Source organism: Natronomonas sp. (assembly GCF_046710025.1).
Classification (GTDB): domain Archaea; phylum Halobacteriota; class Halobacteria; order Halobacteriales; family Haloarculaceae; genus Natronomonas.
Genome location: NZ_JBKEGK010000023.1, coordinates 1 through 19,269, shown reverse-complemented (window position 1 = coordinate 19,269; position 19,269 = coordinate 1). Strand labels below are relative to the sequence as shown.

General features: G+C 64.5%; 15 protein-coding genes. 12 read left to right on the top strand and 3 right to left on the bottom strand.

Annotation, left to right across the window (positions count from 1 at the left end; translation table 11 throughout):
- Nucleotides 1–195 precede the first annotated feature (195 nt).
- Entirely contained in the window at nt 196–399 is a 204-nt protein-coding gene (locus ACI944_RS03085) for a hypothetical protein (protein ID WP_411717609.1), read from the top strand.
- Nucleotides 400–560: 161 nt separating this feature from the next.
- Here ACI944_RS03085 and ACI944_RS03080 read toward each other — a convergent pair whose 3' ends face one another.
- Nucleotides 561–1,358 (bottom strand): S-adenosyl-l-methionine hydroxide adenosyltransferase family protein, encoded by a 798-nt coding sequence (locus tag ACI944_RS03080; RefSeq protein WP_411717610.1) that lies wholly within the window; start codon nt 1,356–1,358, stop codon nt 561–563.
- 4 nt (nt 1,359–1,362) lie between these two features.
- A complete protein-coding gene (locus tag ACI944_RS03075) occupies nt 1,363–1,899 on the bottom strand; it encodes a nicotinamide-nucleotide adenylyltransferase (RefSeq protein WP_411717608.1) in 537 nt (178 codons plus the stop codon).
- A 170-nt stretch (nt 1,900–2,069) separates the two neighbouring features.
- Between ACI944_RS03075 and lonB the strand changes: the two genes are divergently transcribed.
- Entirely contained in the window at nt 2,070–4,259 is a 2,190-nt protein-coding gene (gene lonB, locus ACI944_RS03070; RefSeq protein WP_411717607.1) for an ATP-dependent protease LonB, read from the top strand.
- A 3-nt stretch (nt 4,260–4,262) separates the two neighbouring features.
- The gene (locus ACI944_RS03065) at nt 4,263–5,039 is read left to right on the top strand and encodes a lysostaphin resistance A-like protein (protein WP_411717606.1); all 777 of its coding nucleotides are present in this window, start codon (nt 4,263–4,265) and stop codon (nt 5,037–5,039) included.
- A 15-nt stretch (nt 5,040–5,054) separates the two neighbouring features.
- On the opposite strand, the gene ACI944_RS03060 is transcribed toward ACI944_RS03065, so the two are convergent.
- Nucleotides 5,055–5,720 (bottom strand): hypothetical protein, encoded by a 666-nt coding sequence (locus ACI944_RS03060; protein ID WP_411717605.1) that lies wholly within the window; start codon nt 5,718–5,720, stop codon nt 5,055–5,057.
- 413 nt (nt 5,721–6,133) lie between these two features.
- Here ACI944_RS03060 and uvrB point away from each other — a divergent pair, with 413 nt between their 5' ends.
- The 9 genes from uvrB to ACI944_RS03015 all read left to right on the top strand — a co-directional run bounded on the left by uvrB (nt 6,134) and on the right by ACI944_RS03015 (nt 18,792).
- The gene (gene uvrB, locus ACI944_RS03055; RefSeq protein WP_411717604.1) at nt 6,134–8,185 is read left to right on the top strand and encodes an excinuclease ABC subunit UvrB; all 2,052 of its coding nucleotides are present in this window, start codon (nt 6,134–6,136) and stop codon (nt 8,183–8,185) included.
- 35 nt (nt 8,186–8,220) lie between these two features.
- Complete coding sequence (locus tag ACI944_RS03050; protein WP_411717603.1) at nt 8,221–8,976, top strand: hypothetical protein; 756 nt, start codon at nt 8,221–8,223, stop codon at nt 8,974–8,976.
- A 100-nt stretch (nt 8,977–9,076) separates the two neighbouring features.
- A complete protein-coding gene (gene pheA / locus ACI944_RS03045; RefSeq protein WP_411717602.1) occupies nt 9,077–9,880 on the top strand; it encodes a prephenate dehydratase in 804 nt (267 codons plus the stop codon).
- Between the two features lie 320 nt (nt 9,881–10,200).
- Entirely contained in the window at nt 10,201–10,428 is a 228-nt protein-coding gene (locus tag ACI944_RS03040; RefSeq protein ID WP_411717601.1) for a DNA-directed RNA polymerase subunit H, read from the top strand.
- A gap of 25 nt (nt 10,429–10,453) precedes the next feature.
- Nucleotides 10,454–12,019 carry a DNA-directed RNA polymerase subunit B'' gene (locus ACI944_RS03035; RefSeq protein WP_411717600.1) on the top strand — a complete coding sequence of 522 codons (1,566 nt, stop codon included), beginning with the start codon at nt 10,454–10,456 and terminating at the stop codon, nt 12,017–12,019.
- A 1-nt stretch (nt 12,020) separates the two neighbouring features.
- On the top strand, nt 12,021–13,847 hold the full coding sequence (gene rpoB / locus ACI944_RS03030) for a DNA-directed RNA polymerase subunit B (protein WP_411717599.1): 1,827 nt from the start codon (nt 12,021–12,023) through the stop codon (nt 13,845–13,847).
- Entirely contained in the window at nt 13,847–17,077 is a 3,231-nt protein-coding gene (locus ACI944_RS03025; protein WP_411717598.1) for a DNA-directed RNA polymerase subunit A', read from the top strand. The genes rpoB and ACI944_RS03025 overlap by 1 nt, the downstream gene beginning before the upstream one ends.
- Entirely contained in the window at nt 17,070–18,278 is a 1,209-nt protein-coding gene (gene rpoA2 / locus ACI944_RS03020; protein WP_411717597.1) for a DNA-directed RNA polymerase subunit A'', read from the top strand. Before ACI944_RS03025 ends, rpoA2 begins: the two co-directional genes overlap by 8 nt.
- Nucleotides 18,279–18,372: 94 nt before the next feature.
- Nucleotides 18,373–18,792, top strand: coding sequence for a NusA-like transcription termination signal-binding factor (locus ACI944_RS03015; RefSeq protein ID WP_411717596.1), 420 nt, complete (start codon nt 18,373–18,375; stop codon nt 18,790–18,792).
- Nucleotides 18,793–19,269: the final 477 nt, after the last annotated feature.

Here is a 19,269-nt window from a genome sequence, read left to right as displayed (position 1 = left end):
TCAATCCGGGCGCAGGTGTTCGATTGTCCGGCTCCCCGCCGTTGTTCCGATACCTTTATCAACAATCATGAGATACAGATTGGTACATGCGAGACACCACTCGCGCTCGCGGATCGCTGCTCGCTCTTGGGGTACACGTAGCCTAATCTCTCCTGGCCTGTACCGACGACAACTACCCAACCCCCTACCGCAATAATGAGCACGAACCCGCAGACGACGCCTGAACCGCAGCCGACCACACGGACAACCGAAATCGCCGCCCGACGCGGCAGCGACCCGTGGGCCGCCCCCGGCGAGTCGACGGCGAGCCCGACCGCACAAACCCAGCGCCAGTTCGAACCGACTGCCAGCGACCGGCTGAAGAACCTCGTCGACGACGAGAACGCCTACTATCAGTAAGCCACACCCGTCCGACCGCCGCACCCACTATTCTTATTTCGCGAGACACTCGATCGCCGTCCCATCCTCTCGGCGTGCCCGGTCAGCATCGGTCTTCCGTGAACCGCGGACCCCCGGCCCAGAGGCTACCGTTTAGCGGGATACGAACCTGACGCCGTCACTCAAGAGAATTCGATCCGAACGGCGTCGCCGGTTTCGAGCCCGAACCGATCGTCGCCCCGGCCCCGATTGACCGCGAGCTCGACGTTGTCGTGGCTGCCGACCGTCACGACGGCCTCGCCCGCTTCGGCGTGGGCGTACGAGGGAACGACCTGTGTCGGCTCACCGTCTATCCGGGCGACGCTGCGGTTGCCGAGCACCCCGCCGGGGACGTTTGTGACGACGTTGCCGAACCCGTCGACGACGAGCACCTCGCCGAGGACCCCGTCCTCAATCCGTTCCGGGTCGGGGAACTCGAGGTCGACAACGCCGTCGGCCGGCGCGAGTTCGTCGAGTCCCCCGAGCCGTTCGACCCCGATTTCGTGGACCGCGGCCGCGCCGGGGGCGAACACGTCCCGGCCGTGAAACGTCGAACTCCGTGGCTCGCCGGCATTGAGTTCGTAGGCCTCGAGCGCGGGGGCACCGTGGCCGTTGCTCTCCGTCGCCCCACCCGCTTCGGCTTCCGCGAGTGCGCGGGCAGGCGGGAGCAACACGCCGTTGTCCGGGCCGACGAGAGCGTGTTCGCCGACTCGGACGACCAAGGCCGCGCGGTCGGTGCCGACCCCGGGGTCGACGACGACCAGATGTACCGCGGGCGGGAACTCGGGCAGGACCTTCGAGAGCCAGAAGGCGGCCGCACGGACGTTCTGTCTGGAGAACTCGTGGCCGATGTCAACGAGGCGGGCGTCACAGCGGCTGAGTATCGCACCCTTCATCGCGGCCGGATACGGCGTCCCGAAGTCGGAGGCAAGCGTGATCATCGTCTCAGTCATCGGCCGAATCACCGGCCCCGTTGGTGTCGGTTTCGGTGATCCGTTGGATGCGATTGAGCCCCTCGATTTCCTCGATCACCTCGGCGACCGTCTGGGGAACGAGCGACTCCCAGTCGTCGCCGGCGGCCATCCGCGTTCGAACCTCGGTCCCCTCGAACTCCTCGCGCTGGAACATCGGCGACTGCCTGACCTCGATGCCGGCCTCCTCGAAGAGCCGGACCACGAGCGGGTTGTTCGAGTACGCGACGTCGAAGTTGGGGCTCATCGACTGGACGTGGCTCACCCAAACCGAGTTGCGGTTCAGATCCTCAATGGGGACCGCGTAGGTCGTCATCTCAAACTCCGCCAGCGCCTTTGTGATCATCATGATGCGCTCGCCGGCGGTGAATGGGTTTCGGACCGTGTGCGACTGGTCCGCGCTTCCGATGCCGACGACGAGTTCGTCGATCTCGTCGCGGATCCGATCGACCATCGCGTGGTGGCCTTCGTGGTACGGCTGGAACCGCCCGATGTAGAACCCACGCGTCATGCCGTTTGGTGTGTGTGGGAATCTGATAAACCCGACGGGTTGCGATCGAGAGCCCGACACAGGCAGCAGATACGGCCTCCATACTGCGGTTTTTTCCGCCGGCAGTGCGTGACTCGGGGAGAAAGTATATCAGTCGATAACCCTTGTTTACGAGTAGCAGAAACGTTTCTATGAGCAACGAAAAGGAAAAAAACGAGGCGTCTGACGCGGACGAGCGCCGGACGCCACAGGAAGAGCCGGCCGAGGCTCCCGAGGAGTCCAGTTCGGACGGTGGCGAATCCGGGCGCGACTACGGGGATGGCACGGATCCGACCGAGCCAGGCGCCGAAGAGCCGTACCCCGAACGCTCGGATCGGTCCGAGGAACGGGGGGCGAGCGAACGCCTCGGCGAGGACGAGGAGCTTCTCGACGGCTCGGACCTCGGCAGCGAGGTCCACGTCGACAGCGACGTCGAAATCGACGAGGAGGAGGAAGACAGCCTTCTTGGCGGACTCCAGATCGGTTCGAGCGCCGACATTGAGGTCCCCGATCGGCTCGTCGATCAGGTCATCGGGCAGGATCACGCCCGCGACATAATCCTCAAAGCGGCCAAACAACGCCGCCACGTGATGATGATCGGCTCGCCTGGGACGGGCAAGTCGATGCTCGCGAAGGCGATGAGCCAACTGCTCCCGAAAGAAGAGCTCCAAGACGTCCTGGTATATCATAACCCCGACGACGGCAACGAGCCGAAGGTCAGAACGGTGCCGGCGGGCAAGGGCGAACAGATCGTCGACGCCCACAAGGAGGAAGCCCGAAAACGCAACCAGATGCGGAGCTTCTTGATGTGGATCATCATCGCTGTCGTCTTCGGCTACTCGATCCTCATCGCACAGGCGCTGTTGCTCGGCATCATAGCCGCCGGGGTCATCTACCTCGCGTTCAAGTACATGAGCCGCGGTTCGGACGCAATGGTGCCGAACCTGCTCGTCAACAACGCCGACCAGCAGGTCGCCCCCTTCGAGGACGCGACCGGCGCCCACGCCGGCGCGTTGCTCGGTGACGTCCGACACGACCCCTTCCAGTCCGGTGGCATGGAGACGCCGAGCCACGACCGTGTCGAGCCAGGTGCGATCCACAAATCCAACAAGGGCGTGCTATTCGTCGACGAGATCAACACCCTCGACATCCGCTCTCAGCAGAAGCTGATGACCTCCATCCAGGAGGGCGAATTCGCTATCACCGGCCAGAGTGAGCGTTCCTCGGGCGCAATGGTTCAGACTGAACCTGTCCCGACCGACTTCGTCATGGTCGCGGCGGGGAACCTCGACGCGATGGAGAATATGCACCCTGCGCTCCGCTCGCGCATCAAGGGATACGGCTACGAGGTCTACATGGACGACACCATCGAGGACTCCCCCGAGATGCGACGCAAGTACGCCCGCTTCGTCGCACAGGAAGTCGAAAACGACGGCCGCCTGCCGCCGTTTACCAACGAAGCGATTGAGGAGATCATCCTCGAGGCCCGCCGCCGCGCCGGCCGGAAGGGCCACCTGACGCTGAAGTTCCGGAGCCTCGGCGGACTCATCCGCGTCTCGGGCGACATCGCCCGCGCCGAGAACCGCGAGCACACCCGCCGTGAAGACGTTCTGCAGGCGAAGGCTCGCTCGCGCTCGATCGAACAGCAACTCGCCGACGATTACATCGAGCGCCGCAAGGACTACGAGCTCACGGTCAACCAAGGCGACGTGGTCGGCCGCGTCAACGGACTCGCCGTGATGGGCGAGGACTCAGGAATCGTCCTCCCCGTGATGGCCGAGGTCACGCCGAGTCAGGGCCCCGGCGAAGTCATCGCGACCGGCCAACTGAAAGAGATGGCCCAAGAGGCCGTTCAGAACGTCTCGGCGATCATCAAGAAGTTCTCCGATGAGGACATCTCCGAGAAAGACGTCCACATTCAGTTTGTCCAAGCCGGTGAGGGCGGCGTCGACGGCGATTCCGCCTCTATCACCGTTGCAACGGCCGTCATTTCGGCGCTTGAGGGCATTCCGGTCCGGCAAGACATGGCGATGACCGGGTCGCTCTCGGTCCGCGGCGACGTGTTGCCGGTCGGCGGTGTGACGCACAAGATCGAAGCCGCCGCGAAGTCCGGGCTCGACACCGTGATCATCCCGAAGGCCAACGAGCAGGACGTGATGATCGAGGACGAGTACAAAGAGCAGATCGAGATCATCCCCGTCTCGCACATCTCCGAGGTACTCGATGTTGCGCTGGCTGGCGAACCCGCGAAGGACTCGCTCATCGACCGACTCAAAAACATCACCGGCTCCGCGCTCGAACAGCGCGAGGTCGGCGGGGCTAGCAATCCGAGCCCCCAGTAAGGCGTGCCCCGGTGGGTTGCTTTTTCGGCGCTCACCCTGATCGTACTGGCGTTCGTTCTTTTTTCTGCCCGCGCCTCAGAGCGCGTTGTCTCCGAACTCGCGGAACCGACGCCACGGCCAGCGTCGCTTTCGGACGGGGCCGACCATCTCGACGCGACAGATCGCGCCGGCGTCTGGCGTACCCAGAGTTCTCGGCCCGGCCCGATGGCGATGCTGGCGAACGTTGGTGCCTCACACGCCCTGCTGGCCGCCGTCCTCGCTGTCGGCGTCTGGCTGGCCGAGATCCCGCTTTCGTCACTCGGTGTCGGGACGGCAACCGCCGCGGACGCCATCGTGGCCGGAACCGGCCTCGGGCTTGCGGTCGCGGCCGCAAACACGCTTCTCGGCGGGCTGATCGATGCCGACCCGAGTGCAGCACTTCGGGACCTTCTCGGCCCCGAATCCGCCCCCGGCTGGGCGCTTCTCCTCCTCGTCGTCCTGCCGGTCATCGCGGGCTTCGAGGAACTGCTGTTTCGGGCGATCCTGATCGGCGCCTTCTCAAGCGGCTTCGGGATCTCGCCGTGGCTCCTCGCCGTGGGTTCCTCGGTTGCTTTCGCCGCCGGCCACGGCGCACAGGGGCGACTTGGGATCGCCGTGACAGGCGCCCTCGGACTGGTTCTCGCCGTTGCGTTCGTGATGACTGAGAGCTTGGCAGTCGTCGTCGTCGCCCACTATGTAATCAATGCTGTAGAGTTCGTCCTCGCGGAGGGAACCGGTTACGACCCGTTCGTATCGAAATAGGGGACTGTCAGGACGCTACGCCCCGGGGTCTGCGGAGAGCCCGGCGTCCAGCAGGCCATAAAACGCCGGTGCCCCCCCGTCGACGGCCGGGCGGAACTCGTCGGGGATCGCGTGGGCGTTCTCGTAGAACGCCGACTCGGTGTCTGGGGTCAGAAGTCGCCCGTCCCCGAGTTGTAGCATCGCCGGCGCACCCGAGGACTGCCCCCACTCCTCGCGTTCGACCCAATCGGGGCCGAACCGAAAGAAGACGCCGAAAGAGAACTGCCCGGCTTCGACCGCTCTGGCCTTCGAGTTGAAGTGTGCCGACTCTTCGGACTCGAACTCGGCGTCGCTCATCCAGGCCACGACAGCACCCTCCTCGTACAGGATGAGGTAGACGTCCCACGAGAACGTGTGATCGAACGCCGCCCAGACGCTCCGGGGGCCGACGGTGCCGAACTCGACGCTGAACGCCGGCGTTTCGCGGCCCTCGCCGGTCGGTTCCTGGACGAAGCGGCCGTCGTAACTCGGGATCTGCGCTCCGCGATGGTGATAGACGAGCCCCTCGATCTCGGTTTCGGAGTCGACGGCGTCCCAGAAATCGAGCGCCCCTTGGGCCTCCAAGCGGTCGAAGAACTCCGGAAACGACCGCAGTTCCCGCTCGAACTCCCCCTGTGGCGGTCGCTCGAACTCGCCAACCATCAGCGGTTCACCCCACGTTCGGCGTCGATGGATCGGGCCGGATTCGGACGGTTCATATATGCAGTAGGGGGTTCGAAGCCGATTAGTGTTTCCGCCTCGCCGTCGACGCACCGTCGACCGTGCGTCGGGTCGCCCGGACCACGATTTATATACCAGAACGCGACCAGACACTCCATGCGCTGACGAGCCGCGGTCGGCCCCCGAGGCGGGAGTACGGGGGCGGGTCGACCGAAGCCACCCCCGTCTGTTCGCTACGTCGTCACCACGCGGTCCGAGACGACCCACCGATCGAGTACGGTTCCGGCTATCGATCCTCTCAAAACCGTCGTCAGCGGCCCGTCCCCTCGCAGCGCCGGCCCGAACCGCTGGCCGCAAACCCACGGCTCAAGTGCGCGAGCGCCCACTGTTCGACAATGAGCGACAGCGGTCCCCTACAACCCGATCGCCCGGACCTCGATCGGCCGTTTCGGGTCGAGGCTCCCTTCGAACCCGCGGGCGACCAGCCCGAGGCGATCGAGGAGTTGGTCGCCGGGTACGAGGCCGGCGCGGAGAAACAGACCCTCCTTGGGGTCACCGGCTCGGGGAAGACTAACACCGTCTCGTGGGTGATCGAGGAGCTCCAGCAACCGACGCTCGTGCTCGCACACAACAAGACGCTCGCGGCACAGCTGTACGAGGAGTTTCGGAACCTGTGTCCGGACAACGCCGTCGAGTACTTTGTCTCCTACTACGATTACTACCAGCCCGAAGCCTACGTCGAGCGCACCGACACCTACATCGACAAGGATATGTCGATAAACGAGGAGATCGACCGGCTCAGACACTCCGCGACGCGATCGCTGCTCACGCGAGACGACGTGATCGTTGTCGCGTCAGTGTCCGCCATCTACGGCCTCGGCGACCCGGGCAACTACGAGGGGATGGCGATGCGCCTCGAGCCGGGCGACGAGGTCGGGCGCGAGGACCTGTTGAAACGGCTTGTCGACCTGAACTACGAGCGCAACGATGTCGACTTCCAGCAGGGCACCTTTCGGGTCCGGGGTGACACCGTTGAGGTCTACCCGATGTACGGCCGCCACGCCCTCCGTGTGGAATTCTGGGGCGACGAGATCGATCGCATCATGAAAGTCGACGTGCTGAACGGCGATGTCGTCTCGACGGAGCCCGCGGCCCTCGTCCACCCCGCGGAGCACTACTCCATGCCGGAGGAGAAACTCCGGCGCGCGATCGAGGAAATCGAGGAGCTGAAAGAACAGCGCGTAAGCTACTTCGAGCGCCAGGGCGATCTCGTCGCGGCCCAGCGCATCGAGGAACGGACGACCTTCGACCTCGAGATGCTGGAGGAGACCGGCTACTGCTCCGGCATCGAAAACTACTCGGTGCACATGTCCGATCGGCAGTCGGGGGAGCCGCCCTACACGCTGCTCGATTACTTTCCCGACGACTTCCTGACGGTCGTCGACGAATCCCACCAGTCTATCCCGCAGATCAAGGGCCAGTACGAGGGTGATAAATCACGTAAGGACTCGCTGGTCGAGAACGGCTTTCGGCTTCCGACCGCCTACGACAACCGCCCCCTGACCTTCGAGGAGTTCGAGGACAAGACCGACCGGACGCTGTACGTCTCCGCGACGCCCGGCGACTACGAGCGCCAACACTCCGAGGCGATCGTCGAACAGATCGTTCGGCCGACCCACCTGGTCGATCCGGAAATCGAGATCTCCCCCGCCGAGGGGCAAATCGAGGACCTCATGGAACGGATTGAGGCGACCCCCGAAGGTGAACGCGTCCTCGTAACGACGCTCACCAAGCGGATGGCCGAGGACCTCACGGAGTATCTGGAGGGAGCCGGCGTCGACGTCGCGTACATGCACGACGAGACCGACACTCTCGAACGCCACGAGCTGATCCGATCGCTCCGATTGGGTGAGATTCAGGTACTCGTCGGTATCAACCTCCTGCGGGAGGGACTTGACATCCCCGAGGTGAGCCTCGTCGCCATCCTCGACGCCGATCAAGAGGGCTTCCTGCGTTCGGAGACGACGCTCGTCCAGACGATGGGTCGAGCGGCCCGAAACGTTGAGGGCCGGGTCGTCCTCTACGCCGACGAAACGACCGATTCAATGCAGTCAGCCATTGCGGAGACCCGCCGCCGCCGGGAGATCCAGACCGAGTTCAACGAGGAACACGGCCACGAGCCCCGGACAATCGAGAAGGCCGTCAGCGAGACGAACCTCCCCGGCTCGAAGACCGACACCGACGGCGTCTCCGGCGTCGACGCCGACTCGCCCGCGGAGGCCGAGGAGCTTGTCGAACGGCTCGAACGCCGTATGGAGGAGGCTGCCGACAACCTCGAATTCGAACTCGCAGCCGATATTCGCGACCGGATCCGCAAACTCAAAGAGACGTTCGAGGAGCTTGACGCTCCCGATGACGGGGTCCCAGCCCCGGACGATTCGGCCTGAAACCCTTTTTATACCATCCGTCCGAAACAATTTCTATGAGCGTCCGAACGTACGTTCGTTCTCCGGCCGCGCTCGCGTGGACGCTCGCCGCGCTGGTTGGGATCGGCGTGACCGTCGCCGCCGGGTGGGAACTGGCGGTCGTCCTCGCGTCGAGTTCGGCGATCGCCGATGCGGCGGTCCTTGGCGACCTCGGCGCAGTCGTTCTCGCTGCTGTCGTTCTCGCGGCCGTTGGCACCGTCTCGGCCGCCGTCTGGCTGCCCTGTGCCGCGGCCATCGCCTACGCCGTCGGCCGCCGGGTGCGGGGGCAGCGCGTCTCGGTCGCCACGACGCTGAATGCTGTCCGCGCCCGCTCGGAGCCGCTGTACCGCTGGGCGAAGACAACAGTCGCTGTCGGGCCGCTCGCCGACCGACTCCTCACCGAGAACGACACCGCCCCGGCCGAGATCGCCGCCGGCTGTGGCGGGTTCGTCCTCCCAGCGATCGTCCTCGACGCCGCGTCGCTGCCCGCGGCGGTCGACCGGGCGAACCGAGTTGTCCCGCGCCCGGGACGCGAACGGATCCAGATCGGCGGTCTCGCCGGGACGGCCGCGCTCGCGGCTGGCGGGTGGGGGCTCGGCACCGCCGTTGGCGGGCCGGTCGCCGTCCGCTCCGTCGTCGCGACGTTGCCCCCCTCGCCGTCGCTCCTCGTCGCCGGGACCGTCGTTGGCCTCGTCGTGACGGCCGCACTCGACGCCGCGTGGCGGGCCGGCGTCTACGCCGCCTCGGACTCCGATGACGCGTTCCGTCGGTGACCGCGGGGTCACTCGCTGATGACAGGTTCGGCCGCTGGCGGACACACGGGCTGCCGCCCGACCCAACGCCTTTTAAATTCGGCCGGAGTACCCGACGGCAATGAGAGCCCTCACGCTCGGCCCGGAAGGAACGTACTCCCACCGCGCGGCGAAGTCCGTCACCGACGACATCGAGTTTGTCGAGTCGGTGACGGGGATCGTCGAAGGCGTCGCGGGCGGCGAGTACGAACGAGGCGTCGTCCCGATCGAGAACAGCATCGAGGGGTCTGTCACGGAGTCTCTCGACGCCCTGGCGGACCGAAACGTCGCGATCGTCCGCGAGATCGTGACACCGATCCAACACGCCCTGCTTGCCCAGGCCGGCGAGTTCGAGGTCGTCGCCAGCCATCCCCAGGCGCTCGCACAGTGCCGGAACTTCCTGAGCGAGGAGTACCCGAGTGCGACGACAGAGGCGGTCGCCTCGACCGCACGCGGAGTTGAGCGCGCCCGCGAGGACTCGTCTGTGGCGGCGATTGGCCACCCCGCAACGGCCGGCAGCGACCTGCAGGTGCTCGCCCGCGATATCCAAGACAGCACCTCGAATGCAACCCGCTTCGTCGTGCTTGCGCCCGAGTCCGAACGCTCCGACGCTGGCGGCAAGAGCACGGTGATCGTGTACCCGAACACGAACTTTCCCGGACTCCTCTTGGAGATGCTCGAACCGTTCGCCGACCGCGATATCAACCTCTCGCGGGTCGAGTCCCGGCCCAGCGGGGAGCGTCTCGGCGACTACATCTTCCATTTGGACTTCGCGGCCGGCCTCTACGAGGACCGCGCCCAGGAGGCGATCGACGAACTGCGCGACATCGCGCCCCACGGGTGGGTTCGCGTGCTCGGTTCCTACGACACGGAGCACGTCTTATAACCGGCCGTGCCCGTTTCGCGCTGGACACCTTCACGCTGTGTACACGCCGCGCTGTAGCCGTCGACGCCCGCCGCTTCGCACGACCGTCTCCCCACCCCTCCGATTGTTGGTATACGGCATGCTTTCCCCTGCAACGGCGGCACCGACACGAGGCTTTTTCAGGCATGCCGACGAAAAGCGTCTCAACGAGCAGTCTTCGGCCCGCACGGGAGGCGGGGCCGAGTAGCCACCGCCGTCCGATTTGACAACGCTTAAATTCCTCGCGGATATACCGAACTGTAGTATCTCGTGATAGCTTCTTTCCCCGGCCAGATCAACCCATGGTAGACGTAAGCCAACACAACCTGGTTCCGGAGCACACCGTCCTCGATCACGAGTCGGTCGAGGAACTGCTCGCGGAGTACGACATCGGACGCACAGACCTGCCGAAAATACAGCGCCGCGATGCCGCTCTTCCTGAGGACGCCGAGGTCGGCAACGTGGTGAAGATCGTCCGGGACTCCCGGACTACTGACGAAGCGATCGTGTACCGACTGGTGGTAGAATGAACGGCGCTCCTCGACCGGTGATCGCATGAACCAACAAGATCGACGCGCGATTTCGCGGGAGTACTTCTCACGGGAACGACTCGCCGAGCACCACTTCCGATCGTTCAACAACTTCCTCAACCGCGGTATGCAGCGGGTTGTCGACGAGAAGGAGGCAATCAACACCGACATCGGCGACAAGGAGGGGCAAGAACCCGTCCGCGTCGACCTCTCGAACGTTCGGGTCGTGACGCCCCGGGTCAGGGAGGCCGACGGCTCCGAGGAATTGCTGTACCCTCAAGAGGCACGCCTCCGGAACATCACCTACTCCGCGCCGGTGTTCATGGAGATGTCGATCATCCGTGGCGGCGAAGAAGAGGAAGAACACGTCGTTGACCAGGCTGAGACGAAGGTCGGCCGGATGCCGATCATGGTGGGGTCGAACAAGTGCAACATCGCTGATTTCACCGACGCCGAACTCATCGAGATCGGCGAGGACCCTGCCGACCCCGGCGGCTACTTCATCGTCAACGGCTCCGAGCGCGTGCTGATGACGAGCGAGGACCTCGCGCCGAACAAGATCCTCGCGGAGTACGACACGAAGTACGGCGATGAGATCCAGATCGCAAAGACGTTCTCCCAGCGACGTGGCTACCGCGCGCTGGTGCTGTGTGAGCGGAATCGAAGCGGCATTCTTGAAGTATCGTTCCCCTCCGTCTCGGGCAGCATCAACTTCGTGACGCTCGTCCGTGCACTCGGGCTTGAATCCGACGAGGAGATCGTCCACCGCGTGAGCGACGATCCCGAGATCGTGAAGTTCATGCTTGAGAACCTAGAGGCCGCCGAGGTCGGCTCGACCGCGGAGGCCATTGAGACGCTTGGCCAGCGCGTCGCCGCCGGCCAAGGCAAGAACTACCAACTCAAGCGCGCGAACTACGTTATCGACCGCTATCTCCTGCCGCACCTCCATGAGGAGGGTGTCGAGGACGAGGAGGTCCGGATGAACAAGGCGGTGTACCTCTGCCGGATGGCCGAGGCGTGCTTCGAGTTGGCGCTCGGCCGCCGCGAATCCGACGACAAGGACCACTACGCTAACAAGCGGCTGAAGGTCTCGGGCGACCTGATGAAGGATCTGTTCCGGACGGCGCTGAACAAACTGGCTCGGGACGTAAAGTACCAACTCGAACGGGCCAACATGCGGAACCGACAGCTCTCGGTGAGCACGGTTGTCCGCTCGGACGTGCTCACGGAGCGGCTCGAACACCCGATCGCGACCGGGAACTGGGTCGGCGGCCGATCCGGCGTCTCCCAATTGGTCGATCGGACCGACTACATGGGCGTTTTGAGCCACCTGCGTCGGCTCCGATCGCCGCTCAGCCGGTCGCAGCCGCACTTCGAGGCGCGGGACCTCCACGCCACTCAGTGGGGACGGATCTGCCCCTCCGAGACGCCGGAGGGCCCGAACTGCGGCCTCGTGAAGAATTTCGCACAGGCGATGGAACTGTCCCAGAACGTCGACGACGAGCGCGAGTTGAAACGCGAACTCGCCTCAATGGGCGTCGAGGGAATTCCGGGGATCGAGACGGTCGAAACACACACGGCGGACGACTAACATGAGCAAGGGAAGAGAAGCTAAAGTGTACGTCAACGGGAGCCTCATCGGCACCCATCCGGACCCGAACAGACTCGCAAACGATATCCGAGAATCCCGCCGACGCGGCGAGATCGACGAGATGGTGAACGTCTCGGTCCGCGACCGGACCGACGAGGTCATTGTCAACGCCGACGCCGGCCGCGCCCGCCGGCCCCTCATCGTCATCGAGGACGGCGAACCGATCATGAGCGACGAGGAACTCAGGGCCGTCAAGGACGGTGATCTCGAGTTCGAGTCGCTCGTCGACCGCGGCTACATCGAGTTCATCGACGCCGAGGAGGAAGAAGACATCCTCGTTGCCGTCGACGAGGACGACCTCACCGACGATCACACTCACCTCGAAATCGATCCTCAGTTGATGTTCGGGATCGGCGCTGGGATGATCCCCTACCCCGAACACAACGCTTCGCCGCGGATCACGATGGGATCGGGAATGATCAAGCAGTCGCTCGGACTGCCGAGCGCGAACTATCGGATCCGCCCCGACACCCGACAGCACCTGCTGCATTATCCGCAACTGTCGATCGTCAAGACCCAGACAACCGATCAGATCGGGTACGACGACCGCCCCGCCGCCCAGAACTTCGTCGTCGCCGTGATGAGCTACGAGGGGTTCAATATCGAGGACGCCCTCGTCATGAACAAGGCGAGCGTCGAACGCGCGCTCGCTCGCTCGCACTTCTTCCGGACCTATGAGGGCGAGGAACGACGGTACCCGGGCGGTCAGGAGGACCGCTTCGAGATCCCGGAGGACGATGTCCGCGGAGCCCGCGGCGAAGAAGCGTACACCCACCTCGACGAGGACGGCCTCGTCAACCCCGAGACCGATGTCGGCGAGAACGACGTGTTGCTCGGGAAGACGTCGCCGCCACGCTTCCTCGAGGAGCCCGACGACATGGGCGGACTCAGTCCTCAGAAGCGCCGCGAAACCTCGGTGACGATGCGGTCGGGCGAGTCCGGCATCGTCGACACCGTGACGCTGATGGAGGGCGAAGACGGTTCGAAGCTCTCGAAGGTGAAGGTCCGCGACGAGCGTGTCCCCGAGTTGGGCGACAAGTTCGCCTCTCGGCACGGCCAGAAAGGCGTCGTCGGCCACCTTGCCCCCCAAGAGGACATGCCGTTCACACAGGAGGGTCTCGTGCCCGACCTCGTATTGAACCCCCACGCGCTTCCCTCCCGAATGACCGTCGGCCACATCCTCGAGATGCTCGGGGGCAAGGTCGGTTCCCTCGAAGGGCGACGCGTCGACGGAACGCCGTTCCTCGGCGAGAACGAGGACGAACTCCGGGATGCCCTCGTCGATCGAGGGTACAAATCCAACGGCAAGGAGGTCATGTACTCCGGCGTCACCGGCGAGAAGATCGAGGCCGAGATCTTCGTTGGCGTCATCTTCTATCAGAAGCTCTATCACATGGTCTCGAACAAACTGCACGCCCGCTCGCGCGGACCGGTGCAGGTGCTGACGCGGCAGCCGACCGAGGGCCGGGCCCGCGAGGGCGGCCTCCGGATCGGCGAGATGGAGCGGGATGTCTTCATCGGTCACGGTGCGGCGATGACGCTCAAAGAGCGGCTGCTCGACGAGTCCGACCGCGAGGAGATATACGTCTGCGGACAGTGTGGCATGAGCGCGGTCGAGAACGTCGAACAGCGCCGTGTTTACTGCCCGAACTGTGACGAGGAGACGGACGTCCACGAGGTCGAGATGAGCTACGCGTTCAAACTGCTGCTCGACGAGATGAAGGCGCTCGGTATCGCCCCGCGAATCGAACTGGAGGACGCAGTATAATGCAAGGACAAACACCAAAAGAGATCGGAACGCTGAGCTTCGGGTTGATGGACCCCGAGGAGTACCGAAATATGTCGGCCACGAAGATAATCACGGCCGATACGTACGACGACGACGGCTTCCCGATCGATATGGGGCTGATGGACCCGCGGCTGGGCGTCATCGATCCCGGTCTGGAGTGTAAGACCTGCGGCAAACACTCCGGTTCGTGTAACGGTCACTTCGGCCACATCGAACTCGCCGCGCCCGTGGTTCACGTCGGCCACGCCAAGTTGATCCGGCGGCTGTTGCGGGGCACCTGCCGCGAGTGCGGCCGGCTGACGCTCGCGGACCCCTCCGACCGGGAGTACCGCCGCGAGTACTTCAAGGAGCGAGACGACACCCCTCCCCGAAACTGGTTCGTCTCTCCGGAGGACGCCCGAAAGGCCCAAGAGAAAGCCGAGCGGGCGGCCGAACGTAAGCGCGAACAGTTCCTCGACCAGCTTGAGCGGACGCGAGATCTCGGGGAGGACCCCTCTGACGTGCTGAAAGCGGGCATCCGCCAGGCCCGCGACGCCGACTACTGTCCGTACTGCACGGAGGACGACGACTACCGCAAGGGGTATCCGACGGCCCAATACGACATCACCCACGAGAAACCCTCGACGTACCTCGAACAGGGGCCGGTCCCGGACGGCGATGTCCGCGACCTGCTCGCCGAAGCTCTGGAGGGCGGCGAAGGCGGCACCGAGATCGAACTCGACGAACTCGTCGAGGCGGTCAACGATGTCGTCGCGAGATGGGGTGGTGACGAACGAATCACCGTTGCGGACATCAGCCGTTTGATGAGCGGGCAGGGGCCGGGCGACAGCGAGCGGATCGGCCGCGAGCACGTCTCCCTGCTCCAAATCGCCGGCGAGGTGATGTCCTCCGACGGTGCCTTCAGCGGGCGCTTCGAGAGCGCGCCGGCGCCGGACTTTCTCGTCTCCTACAGCGGCGACAAGCTGATGGCGAGCAATATCCGCGACCGCTTCGAGGCGATCCCCGACGAGGACATCGAGACGCTCGGGATCAACCCGGATCGATCGCGGCCGGAGTGGACGATCCTGACCGTGCTGCCGGTGCCGCCCGTGACCGCGCGCCCCTCGATCACGCTCGATAACGGCCAGCGTAGCGAGGACGACCTCACACACAAGCTCGTCGACATCATTCGCATCAACCAGCGGTTCATGGAAAACCGCGAGGCGGGCGCTCCCCAACTCATCATCGAGGACCTCTGGGAGCTGTTGCAGTACCACGTCACGACATTCATGGACAACGAGATCTCGGGGACGCCGCCGGCACGACACCGCTCCGGCCGTCCGCTGAAGACGCTCAGCCAGCGGCTGAAGGGCAAGGAGGGACGCTTCCGTGGCTCGCTGTCCGGCAAGCGGGTCAACTTCTCGGCCCGGACCGTTATCTCGCCTGACCCGACGCTCTCGTTGAACGAGGTCGGCGTTCCGGACCGGGTCGCGAGCGAGATGACCCAGACGATGAACGTCAACGATCGAAACCTCAGCGATGCCCGCCGTTACGTCTCCAACGGTCCCGAGACGCACCCGGGCGCGAACTACGTCAAGCGGCCTGACGGCCGCCGCCTGAAGGTGACCGAAAAGAACTGCGAGGAACTCGCCGAGAAGATACAGCCCGGCTGGGAGGTCGCGAGACACCTCATCGACGGCGATATCGTCATCTTCAATCGGCAGCCGTCGCTGCACCGGATGTCCATCATGGCACACGAGGTTGTCGTGATGCCCTACAAGACGTTCCGACTGAACACGACGGTCTGTCCGCCGTACAACGCCGACTTCGACGGCGACGAGATGAACATGCACGCGCTGCAAAACGAGGAGGCCCGTGCGGAAGCCCGCGTGCTCATGCGCGTTCAAGAGCAGATCCTCAGCCCGCGCTTCGGCGAGAACATCATCGGCGCGATCCAGGACCACATCTCGGGGTTGTACCTGTTAACCCACGATAATCCGCGGTTCAACGAGACGCAGGCACTTGACCTGCTGCGCGCGACGAGTATCGACGGGCTGCCCGACCCTGACGGCGTCCGCGAGAGCGAAGCGGGCGCGGGCTCGTTGGACGCGGCCGCGTCCGACGGCGTCGCCGACGGCGTCGAGTACTGGACCGGGCGGAGCCTCTTTTCGGAGCTGCTTCCGGACGGCCTCGACCTCGATTTCACCTCCTCGGCTGGCGATTCGGTAACTGTCGAGGACGGCTATCTCACCGAGGGCACGATCGACGAGGACGCGGTCGGCGCCTTCGGCGGCGAGATCGTCGATACCATCTGCAAGGTGTACGGCAACACCCGCGCCCGCGTGTTCGTCAACGAAGTCGCGACGCTCGCGATGCGCTCGATCATGCACTTCGGGTTCTCGATCGGGATCGACGACGAGTCGATCGAACGGGAGGCCGAAGAGCAGATCGCCGAGGCGATCGACAACGCCAACGAGCGCGTCGAGACGCTCATCGAGACGTACCGCAACGAGGAACTCGAGTCGTTGCCCGGTCGGACGGTCGACGAGACACTTGAGATGAAGATCATGCAGACGCTCGGAAAGGCCCGCGACTCCGCCGGCGACATCGCCGACGACCACTTCGGCGATGATAACCCGGCCGTCGTGATGGCCCAATCCGGCGCGCGTGGGTCGATGCTGAACCTGACCCAGATGGCCGGCTGTGTCGGCCAGCAGGCGGTCCGCGGCGAGCGGATCAACCGCGGCTACGAGGACCGGACGCTGAGCCACTTCAAGCCGAACGACCTCTCCTCGGAAGCCCACGGCTTCGTCGAGAACTCATACCGGAACGGTCTGACGCCGCGGGAGTTCTTCTTCCACGCGATGGGCGGCCGCGAGGGGCTGGTCGACACGGCCGTCCGGACCTCTAAGTCCGGCTACCTCCAACGGCGGCTGATCAACGCGCTTTCCGAACTCGAAGCGCAGTACGACGGCACCGTCCGGGACACCTCGGATACGGTCGTCCAGTTCGAGTTCGGCGAGGACGGCACCTCACCCGTGCAGGTCTCCTCGAATACGGACTTCGACATCGACGTCGAGGCCATCGCGGACCGCGTCGTCGAGTCGGAGTTCGACTCGCCGGCCGAACGCGAGGAGTTCCTCGGCATCGAGGAACCGTCGACGAACATCTCCGAGCACGGCGAGTCGTGGCGCTCGGCCGGCGGACAGGAGGTGGAGTCCGATGACTGAGATCACCGACTCCGTCGAGTCGATCGTCGAGGACAGCGACCTCCCGAGACGGCTGAAACAGGAGGTCTACAGGACCGTTCAGGTCAGAGAAGACCTGACCGACGGCCACGTCGAGGACATCGTCTACGGCGTCGAGTCGAAGTACCTCGAAAACCGCGTCGATCCCCTCGACCCGGTCGGGACGGTCTCTGCACAGAGTATCGGGGAACCCGGAACTCAGATGACGATGAACACGTTCCACTACGCGGGCGTCGCGGAGATCGACGTCACGCAGGGACTGCCCCGGCTCATCGAGTTGGTCGACGCCCGGAAGACGCCCGACACGCCGATGATGACGGTCCATCTCGACGGCGTCTACGCCGAGAACCGAGACCGCGCCCACGAGGTCGTCTGGCAGATCGAGGCGACAAAGATCCTCGCGCTCGGCGACGTGTCGACGAACGTCGCCGATATGCTGGTGCGGATCGACCTCAACGAGGAGACGCTCGCCGAGCGGTGGCCGACGATCGACAGCATCGACGACATCGCGGGGCGGGTCGCGGGAACGATCGAGTCCGAGTTGGGCGTCGAGACGGATCGACCACAGACGACGGTCATCCAGTTCGGCCCCGAAGAGCCCTCCTACCGACAGCTGCTCCAACTCGTCGAGGAGCTCCGTGAGATCGTGTTCAAGGGGATCGAGGAGATCAGCCGGGTCGTTATCCGGCGGGAGGAACTCGACGATGGCGAGGAGTTCATCCTCTACACCGAGGGGTCGAATCTGAAGAAGGTCCTCGATATCGAGGGCGTCGACGCCTCCCGGACCACCTGCAACAACATCCACGAGATCCACAGCAACCTCGGGATCGAGGCGGCCCGCGAACAGATAATAGAGGAGACAATGAACACCCTCGAAGAGCAGGGTCTCGACGACGTGAACATCCGACACCTGATGCTCGTCGCCGATATCATGACGAACACCGGTGACATCGAGTCGATCGGCCGCCACGGCATCTCCGGGAACAAGGACTCGGTGCTCGCGCGTGCGGCGTTCGAGGTGACGGTCAATCACCTGCTCGATGCCGCGATCCACGGCGAGGTCGACGATCTTGACGGCGTCACGGAGAACGTCATCGTCGGCAAGCCAATCAAACTCGGGACCGGCGACGTCGACCTGCGGATGGGCGCCCGGCAGTCCGGAAGCCCCGCCGCGGACGACTGACTGATCCGGCGCCGTCTCACGCCTGCAGGACTCGCGGTTCGATTTCGCATCTCACCGTTTCAGCACCCTATCCAACCTCAACCGCACCCTTCCCATGCCCGTTACCCTCTCCGACGAAGCCAGACGCTACATCGCGCTGTTCGACGACGAGACCGATGTCCCGGCGATCGACTGTCTCGTCGACGAGGATCGCCTCGTGTTTGTCGTCCCTGCGGGGACGATGGGGCAGGCGATCGGCCCCGGCGGCGACCACGTCGCGCGCGTCGAATCCGCGCTCGGGCGTGACGTGACGATCGTCGAGAACGCCGACACCGCGGCGAACTTCGTCGCGAACGCCCTCGCCCCGGCGGCGGTGTACAACGTGACGATAAGCGAAAACGATACGACAGTCGCCTACGCTGAGGTCGACGCCGACGATCGCGGCGTCGCAATCGGCAAGGGGGGCCGCCGGATCGACCTCGCCCGGCGGTTGGCGAAGCGGCACTTCGATGTCGACGAGATCGAGTTGACGTAGCGCCCATCGTTTCGCGTGGAACCGGCGTATCCTCTCGGTAGCTGCTGTGGTCGGCGTCGATCCGGTTCCCATCCCCGTTTCGATCGGTGAAGCGGATGCGTATTTTATACCCCGAACGCGGGTAGGCGACACCGCAGGGACAGGTGACTCCATTTCCACCACCGATCCGCTACCCCGTCTCGTGCGGGATCGACGGCGGCGGTTCGTCCCTCATCGCCACCGTCACCCGGTTTCTGGACCCATCTTCGCGAGCGGCAATCGATAGTATATAAATTTAGTGGCCCGATTCGGACGGTGAAAACGCCGATCTCGCATTATATGGGTGTGGTGTGTACATCGAAACATGTCGAAGATGGAGTCACCGGCGGAAATCGGCGAGACGGATAGCGAAGATTCGATCACAGTGTCGCAGTTGCGGGCAGAACTGAACGGCACGGGCCACTCGGAAGTGCCGGGAACGGCGGTGTCGGAGGTCGT